The sequence below is a fragment of the Bradyrhizobium sp. RDI18 genome, assembly GCF_043203335.1.
Lineage (GTDB): Bacteria > Pseudomonadota > Alphaproteobacteria > Rhizobiales > Xanthobacteraceae > Bradyrhizobium > Bradyrhizobium retamae.
Genome location: NZ_JBICRN010000008.1, coordinates 2,162,336 through 2,174,778, shown reverse-complemented (window position 1 = coordinate 2,174,778; position 12,443 = coordinate 2,162,336). Strand labels below are relative to the sequence as shown.

Below are 12,443 nucleotides of genomic sequence, written 5' to 3'. Positions count from 1 at the left end.
ACCGACTGAGAATGCACGATCGGGTGCCCGTGCCGATGTTGTCAAACGAGACCAGCCTCGAAGAACTACGGGAAAGCTCTGCCTCCGCGGGTCTACCGACCATTGAAGAGCCTCCAGTCCAGCTTTCGCAGACCTCATGAGCACCTCGTCAGTCCCAATCCAGTACGGCGCACACCAGGACGCAGCTGGGCAATCATCCGGTCGCGCTTGCCTATCATCCAGCAACTGTGTTGAAACCAACATGTCATTTCACACGCATTTTCCTGATTGATGCTTGAGTTAGCCAGCGTCTGACTATGGGGATTGCGGCAAAATTGGTAAAATCTATTGTTTGGATGGAACATATCCAGTCCGGTAATGGTCCGCGAAGAACGCATTTGGCGTTAAGCGCATGATGAGCCGGCTGTCTTGACGTAGCAGCACATGCTGAACGGCCCCCACGACGTTGGTCCGGCGAAGATCCTCGCCGGACATCGAATGCCTCGAAAGCTCACGTCATGACGCAGAACTGGACGCGCTCGAACACTGCCCGCGGCGAACGTTCGAGCCGATGCCACTTTTGATGAAGGCCAGCGGCGGCTCCTCCGATGATCGCGTCAGTTACACACCGAGCAAGCCGGGTGAGTTCGTCGCCGGCAAGCTTGCGGGCATCGCCACGCTCGCCAGCGGGCGCTTTGCCATGACCGACGACGGCCTCGGCTTCCAGTTCGTCCCCTGGCAGCAGCCTGTGCTCGACAAGCGCATCGGCCAGCATCAGCGGTGTGATGCGCGACAGCGGCGGCATCGAGTGGAGCTTCGGACGCAAACACGGGTTGGGCTTGTGAAGCAGCGGAAAGCCTTGCGTGCTTGGCGCGAGTGGGCCGGATCAGCGACGACTCTTCAAGGCTGCCGCTGTCGCGCCTCCTCTGCGCGCGGCTGACGGCCTGGACCAGCCGTCGCCGCCCCGGGCTTGGGCTCTCCAAGCAAGTAAGGCTAATTGAGGGCGCGAGCGCTCCAATGCCCGAGGTGGAAGGGGGTTCGCAGTGGTAGGTTGCGGCTTGTAATTTGACCCATAGGGTGGTACATAGGCTCTATGTTGGCCTTGGAATGATCGTTGGCTTTCGGGATGAATGGCTACGCGCCTTCTTTGTGGATGATGTCCGCTCGCGGAACGTCCCGCCCGATCTTGAAGCCCGGTTATTCCGCAAGCTTCAGATGTCGACGATGCGACGACCGATCAGGACTTACGCGTGCCGCCCAGCAATCACTTCGAGAAGCTGCGCGGCAATCTGGCGGGGTTCCATTCGATCCGCGTCAACCAGCAATGGCGGTTGATCTTCCGCTGGGACGGCAAGCGAGGCGAAGCGGCGGGCGTCTATCTCGATGATCACAGCTACCGATGAGAGCGAGGCAAACCATGCTGACGACGAAGCGCAAGCCGGCCACGGTCGCCGAGATACTGACAGAGGAGTTCATGGAGCCGATGGGCTTGACCCAGGGCGCGCTTGCCGAGGCGATGGGCGTTCAGCGCAAGCACGTCAACGAGTTGTGCAACAACCGCAGGAACGTGACGGCGGCGACCGCGCTGATCCTCGCCCGCGTGTTCGGCAACAGCCCGGACTTCTGGCTCAACGTGCAGCGGCGCAGCGATCTCTGGGAAGCGATGAACAGCCCCAAGGAGCGTCAGCGGATCGAACGCGCTCGTCCGCTGAAACGCGCCGCGTAGTCGACGATGAATTGCGATGAATAGCTCTGGTCCCGCACCACGCAAGTATTTTCAAGCTGCGCGGCTTATCGCGCAGCTTAGGTATCGTGGCGTAAAAGTAGGCTACTTCTTGCTTTCGACAGATCGCGCGATCCTGGCGGGATGTCCCGAGCGCGCGCCAAACCCAGCAAAGACCGTCGCGTCCCGGCATCCTGCCGGATGATCTTTTCGACTATGCCAGCATCGAGCCGTGGCCGCGTGCCGGCAGGCCGCCAAAGCATGATCTTGCTGACTGGACCGTCACAGTCGATTGGCCCGACCGCGTCGCGGTCACGGACGCCGAGGTGGACGTATTCGAGGCGTGGTTCGCCGATCTCTTCGAGGACCTATTCGGGCCATGCCGATGATCTGACAAGGAGACGCCCGCCATGACCGTGCCCCAATGTTCGAAAGGGGCGCGCGCCGCCCTCTATCTGCGCGTCTCGACGGCGCGGGAGGCCGAGCATGATGTCTCCATTCCTGATCAAAAGCGGCAAGGTGAGGCTTATTGCTCGGCGCGCGGCTATGCGATCGTCGAGACCTATGTGGAGCCGGGAGCCTCCGCGACCAACGACCGCCGCCCTGAGTTTCAGCGCATGATCGAGGCACATGCAAACCCGCACCCTTCGACATCGTCGTGGTTCATTCGTTCAGCCGTTTCTTCCGCGACCATTTCGAGCTTGAGTTCTATGTCCGCAAGCTGGCGAAGAACGGCGTCAAGCTCGTCTCCATCACGCAGGAGATGGGCGATGACCTGATGCACGTCATGATGCGCCAGATCATGGCGCTGTTCGATGAATATCAATCCAAGGAGAACGCCAAGCACGTGCTGCGCGCGATGAGCGAGAATGCACGGCGGGGCTTCTGGAATGGCGCCCTACCGCCAATCGGCTATCGCATCGTCGCGACCGAGCAGCGTGGCGCCAAGACCAAGAAGAAACTGGAGATCGACCGACTGCACGCCGACACGGTGCGAATGATCTATCGTCTGTTTCTGGAGGGGGACGGCGTATCCGGCCCGATGGGCGTGAAGTCCATTACCTGCTATCTCAATGAACGCCGAACCTTCACCCGCGATGGCGGGCGCTGGGGTTTGGCTCAAATCCACAGCATCCTGACCCGCACGACCTATATCGGCGAGCACAAGTTCAACAAGCGCTCGCATAAGGACCGGGAGCGCAAACCCGAGAGCGACGTCGTGACCGGTGCAGGCCGACCTGAAATCTCGTCGCCCCATGGTGACGCCGACCCGCGTCACCAGCGGTCCCACCGATCCAATAGTTCAGGGTGTAATCGTCGTCTCGGTCCTCATGTGAGTCTCCTCGGTAAGGTAAACTCACAGAAACCTGCTTACACATTCTTTTGACACCCTCTGGGCGCATCAGCGAGCGGGCACTCACCGAACCTGTGGTGAGCTGCCCCGAGACGATTTCGCAAGCTGGACCATAGCCTCGATTTGCCGGCTCTCGATGAGAATAGCCGGCGCGCTCTTTGTCCAACCAGCACTTACCGCGCGTGAGGCCCGTGTAGGCGATGAAATTTCTTCAGCATCCTGAAGTGCTGCATGGCGACGGACACCAAAGAAGGGTAACCCACTGCAAATCCGGTCTCGCTTCGCATGATCGATCTTCTTCGGACCAGTCTACATAAAGTCATCGTCGTCCCAATCCGGCATGGTATCTGGGGCACGCTGGGCCCCCTGGTTTCACTACCTTCACTGGGTTCAGCTTTAGAAAGATACAATTGAGGCTTGTTTTTCCGCTGCCATTCGCCGTCATCATTCTTCGTCCACTTGTCGGAATGCCGGGTAGGGTCAAGCACCATCGAGTCACTCACCTCAACAAAACCCAACGCCGCTGCGCGGCTTTCGCGTCGTCGTTGACAGCATGAGAGAGGAGCAAAGGCCGTTCGCCGTCGAGCCGAAGCTGATGTTCCAACAGAATATCGCCTGCGTTCTCGACCAGGGGATGAGTAACCCGAAAATCCACAGTGGATGTGAGTTCGGTCCGTCCGGGAAACTGTTCCCGCCAGCGCGCGCGTGCCTTTTCCTCTTTGAACACATAACTCATGCTAGCTCCGCCTTCCGTTCGCAGAAGTCCAACACTCTTGTTGCCTAGCTGATAGCTGAAATAGCGTGCGTTTTCCGAACCAGATTTCCTGCCGTGGTCATAAGCAACTTGTGCCGTGCGTTCGGCTTTCGAGGATACGGGAAGCGAGTATTGCTGTGGTTTCGCGGCGATATGCTCGATTTCATCGCTATAAAAGTCCCTCACGTTCTCCTCGAATGAAGACCTTGTGATCTCCACCACAGGAGGTCGCCGAACGAGGGAGTACGAGGGTGTTGCTCCCGAAGACGAGCTAGCGCTCGGTGCTGCTATGTGCATCCCAGCAAACATGTCCGCAAAGCGTTGGCTGTCTGCATCAGATTGCGTGTGGTTGGTGGCGGATTGTCTCATTTCATCAGTTGTCGGAAGCACCGGGTGAGCTATTGATTCGGCCATACATGGTGATTGGGTTTCCTATCGGTGAAGTATTCACCCACTGAGTTCAGACTCGTCAGGCACCGCGAACTTGATAGTCTGCCTAGCTGACGACGAGCTGACGCGCAGGCGTTAAGCGTGTACGATCCGGCGCTCTACGCGAAGGCCTCGCTATGGCGAACGGGCCAGCGCACCCGGCTCGTGCGAAAGCGGTTGCAGGCTGGCGTTTCCAGTATCGGCATTCCCAGCAAGTGCGAGCGATAGGCCGAGATTGTTGCGCAACATCTGATTGCCTGGGGCCGCTGCGAGAGCCTCGCGATATAGCGCTTGTGCCTCATCATGACGCCCCTCGGCGTCGAGGACCACCCCTTTTGCGTTCAGGGCACGCAAATCACCAGGAACTGTAAGCAAGATCTTGTCGGCTACCTCAAGTGCTTCGCCCGCGCGTTTCTGTGCCAGAAGGGCCTGCGTAAGCGAGATTGCCGCATCGACATTGTCTGGCTTTTGCTTCAGAGCCTCACGCAAACTCTCCTCGTCGGAAGCCCGGAGGAGGGCGTGTGCAATGCGCTCGCGCATAGCAGAATCGATGTCCTTGGCGCCCAGCAACTCTGGCCGCGGCGTCTCTTGAGCTGAGATAGCTTGCTGATCCAAGCTGGCGCAACCACCAAGCACAAGAGTGGCGAATAAAGCGAGGAGAGTAAAGCCCGAGGGCGGATGGAACGCATACAATCGAGCAGCGAATGTTGTTGTAGGTGAATTCATGCCATCCTCTCACGACCGACTGCTGCACTTTGTGAGCCGTTTGTGGCAAGCAGGTTGCGTTGTTCTCCTGGCGGAGCTTTTTCCTTGGGACCTGTAAGCTTGAGCGATCCCACCGGCTGGACCGTGAAATCGGAGGCGAGATCCTGATAAGACAGAACAGGAAGATCGAACCCGTTGCGGGTGAGAAAGCCGCGGACGAAGCGCCTGATATCCAGCGAACTCAGGATGACGGGCTGGCTCTGACCTGGTGGCATGCCTGAATGGATCTGGCGCAGTTGCGACAGCAACATCTCGCTATGCCGGTCCTCCAGCGCGAGGTACGGCCCGACGGTGGTCTCTCGGACCGCACTGCGGATCACATCCTCACTTTCACGTTCGACGATAAAGGCGGGCAGAACACGGTGAGCGTTGGCATGGCGATAGCAGATTTGCCGTCGTAGGCCGGAGCGGACATATTCGGTGAGCAGGACGGCGTTTTGCTCGCGTTCGCTCCATTCGGCGAACGCTTCCAAGACCAGCCGGGTGTTACAGATCGGGATTCCCTCGTCGAGCAGGCGACGCAGGACATCGGCGATTCGGGGAACTGGAGTCGTGCGTAGCACTTCCTTCACCAGGTCGGCATATTCCTGCTCCATCCGGGCGAGCAATTGTCGCGTCTCTTGAATGCCTACCAAGCGCTGCGCATATCGCGTCAGTACGGAACTGACGCGCAGGGCTATGATTTCGCTCGGACGGTGATGTCCGATCCCGGCCGCTTTGAGAGCCGGTGCATGGCTCTGTTCGATCCAGATCCGGTCGGAGTCTGGATCTTGCCGATACGGGATGCCGCTCAGTTCAATGTTCGCTCGGTCGTCGGTGAGCGCGAGCTGCGTCGGATCCACCCGATCCCGTTCAACCGGTACCCCTTCCACATCTAGCCTAAACTCGGATTGGGCCAAACGTTGATCGACCTGGACTGGAATGCGGGGAATCGTGATGCCAAGATCGGCTGAGACCAGTGCCGAAATGCGAGCGATGTGCTGCTCAACTTCCTCTCTGTCAACCGCGTTTACCAGGTTAGGTGCAAAGAATACCGCGACCGGAAGCGCCTCCGCAGGTATGGTTTGCCGTTGAGCCTGCGCTGGATTTGAAGTCGGAGTACTAACGTTAGCGCTCGTCTTGGAGCCCGTGTTCGCGCCTTGCACACCGCCTTTGACATAGCTCGTCCCGGCAAAAAGTGCGGCCAGCATGAGAAACGGGGGCAAAGGGAAACCTGGTATCAGCCCCATGAGAAGTAAGACGCCGGCCGCTAGCCGTAATGCCTGGGTACTGGCCGTGAGTTGGTTGATGATATCGGCACCAAGCTTGAGCTTGGAAGGCCCATTCACACGTGTGACGATGGTTGCGGCCGTAACCGACAGCAGGAGCGCCGGAATCTGAGAAATCAACGCATCGCCGATGGTGAGCAGCGTATATTGGTGCAACGCCTCATCGACGGACATGCCCTTGGAGAGCAGTCCGATGCTGATTCCTCCCAGCATGTTGATGCAGATGACTATGAGTCCGGCAATGGCATCCCCTTTCACGAACTTCATGGCGCCATCCATCGCGCCGTGAAGTTGGCTTTCTCGCTCCAGTGATGCTCGCCGGCTGCGTGCCTCGTGCTGATCGATATGACCGTTGCGTAGCTCCGCGTCGATAGCCATCTGCTTGCCCGGCAGAGCGTCGAGCGTGAATCGTGCCGACACTTCAGCAACGCGCTCGGCTCCCTTCGCGAGAACCATGAACTGCACCATGGTCACGATCAAAAATATAACAATGCCGACCGCGATGTTCCCTGATATCACGAACTCACCGAAGGTGTGAATGATGCTGCCGGCGTCTCCTTCAGCGAGAATCAGCCGCGTGGTCGCGATGGTCAGCGCCAGACGAAAAACGGTAGAGATCAGGATAACGCCGGGCAAGGACGAGAAATCCAGTGGCGTACTGAGATACAGTGCAACCATCAGCAGCAATACGGCAAAACCCAGATTGAAGCCGATCAGCATGTCGACCACGACGATCGGCATCGGCATGATCATCATTGCGATTGCCAGAAGCAGCATGAACGCTACCATGAAATCCGGGTGGAATGGCGCGCGCACGATAAGCTTACGAAGGAGGTTTGCCATGGAGACGATTCTTATTGTTGTTCCGTTGGGGCTGTCCTGCCACGCAGGGACACATAGTCTTGGAAGACTGCCCGCGCCTCGTCCATACGGCCGGCCCGTCGTAGCGCGTGACTGCGGAGAAGCGTCAAAGGCAGACGGGAAGAGGGCTCGTCATCAAGCGTGTCTAGTCTATCCAGCACGGCAAGTGCTTCATTGCCAAAGCCCTCCGAGATGAGAGCATAGGTAAGAATGCGAAGCAGGTCGACGTCTTGCGGATCATCATGGGCAATGAGCCGCAACAGAGCGAGAGCTTGTGCGCTCTGTCCACACGCAAGGTGGACGAAGGATATTGCGCAGACCAAATCACGCTCCTGCCCTGAGATTGGCAAGACATCGCCGGTTTTGGAAGCATCGGCCGGCGGCGGTGGACTGGCGAACTGCGCTCCGCCCGGTTCGATCATGCTAGCCCCCAATCAAGCTGTTCTGGTTCTGCCGAAGCAGGATGAGCCGCCGGAGCTCCTGCTGCAGGGCGTCGGTCCCTTCACGCGCCGCCGAATCCTCCGGTCCGGCGCATAGCCTATCGGCCAAGCGCTCGAGAAGAACACCATGCTTCTCTGCTCGCAGCACGTCCGGGTCACGCAGGCGTGGTGTCACGAAGGAGAGCAGGCCAGTTGCGAGATTGCGGCCATAAAGTGAAGCGAGTGCTGCACGGGGATCGATCTCAGCTATCCGTACGCGCCTCTCGTTGAGACTGACGCGCGAGACGGCATCGATATCGTTTACCTCAAGCGCGGCCTCGATTGGCAGATCCGGCGCCTCGGTATCCGGCCAAACCGACCCGTGCCTCTTCTCGCCACCGCCATCGGTGCCATGGATCTCTAAATTATGGACTTGAGGGAGGGCCGGCTTGTTCGCTGGCTCATGGTCGTGCGTGTTGAGCCTTTGCGAAGAGGTGCCAAGTCCGACAGGATGCTGGGGCAGCTTGGTCATGACGTTCTCCTTTCCTGCGGCGGTGGAGCTCTAATAGGGAAGAGCAGCAAGCCGTCCATTCCGGCTGAGCAGTACGCGTCCCGCCTCGATTCGATCGACCGTCCATCCATCGTTCAACAGCGCGCCCACGAAGTACTTTTGGCCACCAATAAGAAGATAGGGGTGGGCTCCGCGCCACACCGCCTGGACAGCAATTGAGGAGGGCGGCTTATCCTCCTTCACGATCACTCCATTTACGAGTGTCAGCGATCCGTTCGTGTGCTGATCGAACCATTGCTGAACCTTCTGCCATCTACTGACTGACGCAGGCGTCACGGTGCCCTCAGCGCTGACCACACCTGGCCCAGGACCGATCTTGATATTGAGAAGTCCCGCTTTGTTGACCTCCTCTTGCAGCTGTTCGGCGGCCGCATGGAGGGGGCGATCATCAGGACCGTTGAGCGTCAGCTTGGGTGGAAGTGCGGCGACAGGGGGCGCATCGGGGCTCAGTGCACCGGCACTGCCGTCAAAGAGGAAGCTGACTGCAAGAGTGGCGATCCCGACAGAGCTCAGCAAGACCAAGGCGGCTGCTATTATCGAGACACGCGACAGGCCGATTGATCCTTGCTCCGAATCCTGTGTGCAGCGAATGGACATCGTGCCCGCATGAACGACGGCAGGAAGAGAAATAACAACCGGCTTGCCTACGGCAATATCTCCGTTTCCTTCTATGCTGACTCCGGCTGCTAGAGCCTCGATCTCCATCGAATCGTGCAGGGGGGTGAGACGGAAGTGATTGGGCTCGAGCCCCTGTTCGACGAAGACGATATCGGCATCGAGGCCACCTCCGATAAGGCTCGTTCCGACGGGCGCTTCACCGGTCACCCCGGAATAGAGCCCTGATAGCACTTCGAAATGAACGGAGGCCGGTTCGTTCACGGAGAGTCTCCTGAGCAACGAGAAGCCGTACGGCGTTGCCGTACGGCTGGTTCCGAATTCGTCAGGCTGTAGGGAGCATCCAGCACGCGAAATGAGCGGCCGTGAGCCCCCTCTTGCAGCGCTAACTTACGCGCTCGTCGGCAACCTTCTTTTCGGACGAGAGCTCGGTCGTAATTCTGCGCATCACGATGCTATTGGCCTGAGCTTCTTTGCTAACACGCTCGAGCTCGGCGAGCTGCGCCGCGAAATCGCCAGCCCCGGTAGCACCGGTTTGCTGATTCCTCGCGACTTCAGTCGCAGCGGGGGACCCACCAACGCGATAAACCATATCGACTCACCTTTCTGTTTGGAAGTTACTGCCACTGATGACCTGCCTCACGCCTAACCAGCTGGCGTGACGACGGCAGGAAATGAAATCATTACATGCGCGCCTGGTGCGCCATTCAAGAGAGTCAATTCGCCTTTGCCGTGGTTACACTGGGGGGTGCTTCCTGCGGCAGGGCCATTGTCCTTGGCGACCTTGTCAGCATCAGCCTTCTCAGGCTCCAAGCTGTGAATAACCTTCTCGAAGGCTTGGTCGAGTACTCCACCGACAGCGGAACCAATTGCGGCTCCCGGCGGTCCACCGAGCCATCCACCAGCCGCGCTTCCGATCATTTCTCCAATCATCGCATTCTCCTGTGTTCATCTCCACTAAGATCAATAGACGACTCGTCGCCTAGAGATCAGCGCTCTCATCCTAAGAGGATTACCTTTCGAGAAGCTGACGAGTCTCAGAAAGGCCGCGGAATGAGTCGTGGTGGCCCAACTTTTTCTCTCACGGAAAATGTGTCGGTTCTCTAAGGCACCGAAAGGCCGCCTGGAGCATTCACGCGAGACGCTCGGCCGACGTTCTTTAGAGAGCGTGGACGCTCGCCGGCCGCGCGTCCCAAGATGTCGTTGTTCCGACGCCCATGCGATTCGTCGCGATCACATGCTCTCAACATTCAGATGATCCGAAAGCTGATGTGCTGGTGGACGATTATCTTATCGTCAGCTTTTCGACAGGTACTCAGGATAAACTTCCTGCGACTTGGATACGCTCGACGTGAGAGGCCCGCATTGCCGAAGGCAAGGGGTAAGAGAAGTGGTCCGCCGATCAAGGCTGTTGTCACCCGCAACAAGAAACGCGAGGGCGCCTGCTGCTGGTCATGACGTGGGATTGGTTTTTGAATGGCCTCGGCGCAACGTGCCAAGTTGATTGTGCGGGTGGTCCTCGCAGTCTGTCGCTTCCTTCAATGCAATAGGAGTGAATGAAAATGGCGTATCTTCCCGTGGTGGGCGGCTTCAATCCGGCGGTAGGGCTAGTGCCTGAAGGCGTGCCCGCCGCTCCAATGTTCAACGTGGTGATGGGGCAGTACGCCGGCGCTGCCGGCGTCCCGTTTGGGGCCTACCAGTACCTGCCGGTAAATAGTCCGGCCGTCGTCGCTTCCGCCGTACTCAGTCCGGCCTACGTTGCTCCAACCGTTCTCGCCCTGCCGCCGCCTCCCTCGTTCGCGCTGGTCGCGCAGAACCAAAGCTCGTCGTCCTCAATTGATCCGGTGTGGACGCATGAGGTCCATGACGGCAAGGCCACGATCCACCTTGGCGATAAGTATACAATCACGGCGGACGAGAAGAACGGCACCTGGACTGTCCGCAACAACGAGACAGGCCATGTCACGAAGGTCCACGGCGATCCTCACTTCGATGCTGATGGGGATGGGAAGGACGATTTCGATTTCAAGAAGGGCATGACCCTGAAACTCGATGATGGTACGAAGATCACTGTGGATACGGCCGACTACGGCAACGGCAAGAGCATTTCATCGAAGCTCACCATCACGAATGGCAGCAACGCAATGGTTGTCGAGGGACTCGGTGACGACAAGGATGGTGCCAACAATCTGAAGGTGACGCAGTCTAATGCTGGCCTCACTCTCGATGCGCTGACAGCCGATGGTTCACAAACGATCCATGAGCAAGGTCAGGGTTGGGTCGACGGCGCCGGGCGTGAGGTGGACCAGGCGAGTATCGATGCTGGTGAAGAGGGGCGCGCCCCGGGCGTCGGCTTCCAGTCCCAGTACACTCCTCCGCCGCTCGCTACTCCATTGTACTACTACACTCCAGTTTTCGTTCCTCCTCCCCCGCCTGCGTCGATGACCCCAGTTGCGGTGAACCAGAGCCCGCCACCTAAAACTAATCCGGTGTGGTCGCATGAGGTCCATAACGGCAAGGCAACGATACACCTTGGCGACAAGTATACAATCACGGCCGACGAGAAGGACGGCACCTGGACCGTTCGCAACAAAGAAACCGGCCATGTCTCGAAGATTCATGGCGATCCTCATGTGGATGCTAATGGAGACGGCAAGGACGACTTTGATTTCAAGAAAGGCATGACCCTGCAACTCGATGATGGCACGAAGATCACCGTGGATACGGTCGACTACGGCAAGGGAAAGACCATTTCGTCCAAGCTCACCATCACGAATGGCGACAACGCTATGGTTGTCGAGGGACTCGGTGACAAGAAGGACGGTGCCAACAATCTGAAGGTGACGCAGTCCAATGCTGGCCGAACCCTCGATCAGCTGACGGCGGATGGTGCACAGACGATATATGAGCAAGGTCAAGGGTGGGTCGATAGGTCCGGATGGCGGGTCAACCAGGCGAGCATTGACGCCAATGAGCAGGCTGCCGGGTAAGGCCGATCTGAGCACAGTTCAAAATAACGGGAGCGGGCGCTGTCGCCCGCTCTCCCATGCTCCTCAGCGCGAGTGCGCAGGGAAGCGCCTCGCTTCGGGATACTCATGCGTATTCCGCGCTCTCACGCTATCGATGATCTGGCTGTCATATCTCTGCCGGTAACAGCTGCAACGAAGGCACGACTGGACGAGTGGGGGCGTCTCAACCAGCGAGAGCTGGTCCAACCTCAAGTCGACGATGCACAGGCTTCTACCGGTAGTTCCATTGCAAGGTCGATTGATTGACAAGAGGGACACGCCTCGGCGGCCGGATGCACTATGGCGGCGAACGCCAGGCGGCAGGAATGCGCGATCTATCGGGTTTACGCCAAAAGCGACGCGCCGAGTCGTTAGGCACGTCCCAGCCGCTACGCAGCGTGCGAGAACAGGAAGATCCTGTTCGGTCTCTCACCCGTATAAGCCACTTTATGACCTGCAAGTTTGTAAATGCGCGATTGCCTGAAGCGAGGCGCGTCCGTTAGGTATGTGAACCAGACGTCTTGGGCTACCGAGATGCGGATGACCGGAGTGGCCCGGAGCGACAAGAACCCTAAGGACTGTCACGCCAAGCTTGCCGCGACCGATCAGAACGATCAGGCACTATTGTGGTGCGGATCCTCCTCTCCTTCCTCTCTTCTCACCGCTGTTTGGATGTGCCGTTTGCCGCTCGTTGTTT

10 protein-coding genes and 3 pseudogenes are annotated in these 12,443 nt (G+C 58.5%); 5 read left to right on the top strand and 8 right to left on the bottom strand.

The window, feature by feature from the left end:
* Positions 1 to 601: 601 nt before the first annotated feature.
* The 4 genes and pseudogenes from ACFXS9_RS19570 to ACFXS9_RS19555 form a co-directional block, all read left to right on the top strand.
* Positions 602 to 824 (top strand): annotated as a pseudogene (locus ACFXS9_RS19570) (DUF3363 domain-containing protein); the annotation flags it as partial.
* Between the two features lie 262 nt (positions 825 to 1,086).
* A pseudogene (locus tag ACFXS9_RS19565) lies at positions 1,087 to 1,382 on the top strand (type II toxin-antitoxin system RelE/ParE family toxin).
* A gap of 14 nt (positions 1,383 to 1,396) precedes the next feature.
* The gene (locus ACFXS9_RS19560; protein ID WP_057847589.1) at positions 1,397 to 1,705 is read left to right on the top strand and encodes a HigA family addiction module antitoxin; all 309 of its coding nucleotides are present in this window, start codon (positions 1,397 to 1,399) and stop codon (positions 1,703 to 1,705) included.
* Positions 1,706 to 2,112: 407 nt separating this feature from the next.
* Positions 2,113 to 2,994: pseudogene (locus tag ACFXS9_RS19555) on the top strand (recombinase family protein); the annotation flags it as partial.
* Between the two features lie 561 nt (positions 2,995 to 3,555).
* Here ACFXS9_RS19555 and ACFXS9_RS19550 read toward each other — a convergent pair.
* The 8 genes from ACFXS9_RS19550 to ACFXS9_RS19515 all read right to left on the bottom strand — a co-directional run bounded on the left by ACFXS9_RS19550 (position 3,556) and on the right by ACFXS9_RS19515 (position 9,671).
* The gene (locus tag ACFXS9_RS19550) at positions 3,556 to 4,032 is read right to left on the bottom strand and encodes a hypothetical protein (RefSeq protein ID WP_392691264.1); all 477 of its coding nucleotides are present in this window, start codon (positions 4,030 to 4,032) and stop codon (positions 3,556 to 3,558) included.
* Positions 4,033 to 4,374: 342 nt separating this feature from the next.
* Positions 4,375 to 4,965: a tetratricopeptide repeat protein gene (locus ACFXS9_RS19545; protein WP_392691261.1), complete on the bottom strand. Its 591-nt coding sequence runs from the start codon at positions 4,963 to 4,965 to the stop codon at positions 4,375 to 4,377.
* A complete protein-coding gene (sctV, locus tag ACFXS9_RS19540) occupies positions 4,962 to 7,115 on the bottom strand; it encodes a type III secretion system export apparatus subunit SctV (RefSeq protein ID WP_392691258.1) in 2,154 nt (717 codons plus the stop codon). Before sctV ends, ACFXS9_RS19545 begins: the two co-directional genes overlap by 4 nt.
* A gap of 11 nt (positions 7,116 to 7,126) precedes the next feature.
* Positions 7,127 to 7,555: a histidine kinase gene (locus tag ACFXS9_RS19535; RefSeq protein WP_392691255.1), complete on the bottom strand. Its 429-nt coding sequence runs from the start codon at positions 7,553 to 7,555 to the stop codon at positions 7,127 to 7,129.
* 1 nt (position 7,556) lies between these two features.
* Entirely contained in the window at positions 7,557 to 8,084 is a 528-nt protein-coding gene (locus tag ACFXS9_RS19530) for a hypothetical protein (RefSeq protein ID WP_057847594.1), read from the bottom strand.
* A gap of 30 nt (positions 8,085 to 8,114) precedes the next feature.
* Positions 8,115 to 9,002, bottom strand: a complete 888-nt coding sequence (locus ACFXS9_RS19525; RefSeq protein ID WP_392691252.1) for a hypothetical protein — start codon at positions 9,000 to 9,002, stop codon at positions 8,115 to 8,117.
* A gap of 121 nt (positions 9,003 to 9,123) precedes the next feature.
* Positions 9,124 to 9,330: a hypothetical protein gene (locus ACFXS9_RS19520; protein ID WP_392691249.1), complete on the bottom strand. Its 207-nt coding sequence runs from the start codon at positions 9,328 to 9,330 to the stop codon at positions 9,124 to 9,126.
* 53 nt (positions 9,331 to 9,383) lie between these two features.
* Positions 9,384 to 9,671: a hypothetical protein gene (locus tag ACFXS9_RS19515; RefSeq protein WP_082637868.1), complete on the bottom strand. Its 288-nt coding sequence runs from the start codon at positions 9,669 to 9,671 to the stop codon at positions 9,384 to 9,386.
* 629 nt (positions 9,672 to 10,300) lie between these two features.
* Here ACFXS9_RS19515 and ACFXS9_RS19510 point away from each other — a divergent pair.
* Entirely contained in the window at positions 10,301 to 11,728 is a 1,428-nt protein-coding gene (locus tag ACFXS9_RS19510) for a DUF1521 domain-containing protein (protein WP_392691246.1), read from the top strand.
* The last annotated feature ends 715 nt before the right edge of the window (positions 11,729 to 12,443 follow it).

Excerpts from the sequence above, each read along its gene's own strand:
- ACFXS9_RS19560 (WP_057847589.1), top strand. The coding sequence starts at position 1,397 with ATGCTGACGACGAAGCGCAAGCCGGCCACGGTCGCCGAGATACTGACA.
- ACFXS9_RS19545 (WP_392691261.1), bottom strand. The coding sequence starts at position 4,965 with ATGAATTCACCTACAACAACATTCGCTGCTCGATTGTATGCGTTCCAT.
- sctV (WP_392691258.1), bottom strand. The coding sequence starts at position 7,115 with ATGGCAAACCTCCTTCGTAAGCTTATCGTGCGCGCGCCATTCCACCCG.
- ACFXS9_RS19535 (WP_392691255.1), bottom strand. The coding sequence starts at position 7,555 with ATGATCGAACCGGGCGGAGCGCAGTTCGCCAGTCCACCGCCGCCGGCC.
- ACFXS9_RS19530 (WP_057847594.1), bottom strand. The coding sequence starts at position 8,084 with ATGACCAAGCTGCCCCAGCATCCTGTCGGACTTGGCACCTCTTCGCAA.
- ACFXS9_RS19520 (WP_392691249.1), bottom strand. The coding sequence starts at position 9,330 with ATGGTTTATCGCGTTGGTGGGTCCCCCGCTGCGACTGAAGTCGCGAGG.
- ACFXS9_RS19515 (WP_082637868.1), bottom strand. The coding sequence starts at position 9,671 with ATGATTGGAGAAATGATCGGAAGCGCGGCTGGTGGATGGCTCGGTGGA.
- ACFXS9_RS19510 (WP_392691246.1), top strand. The coding sequence starts at position 10,301 with ATGGCGTATCTTCCCGTGGTGGGCGGCTTCAATCCGGCGGTAGGGCTA.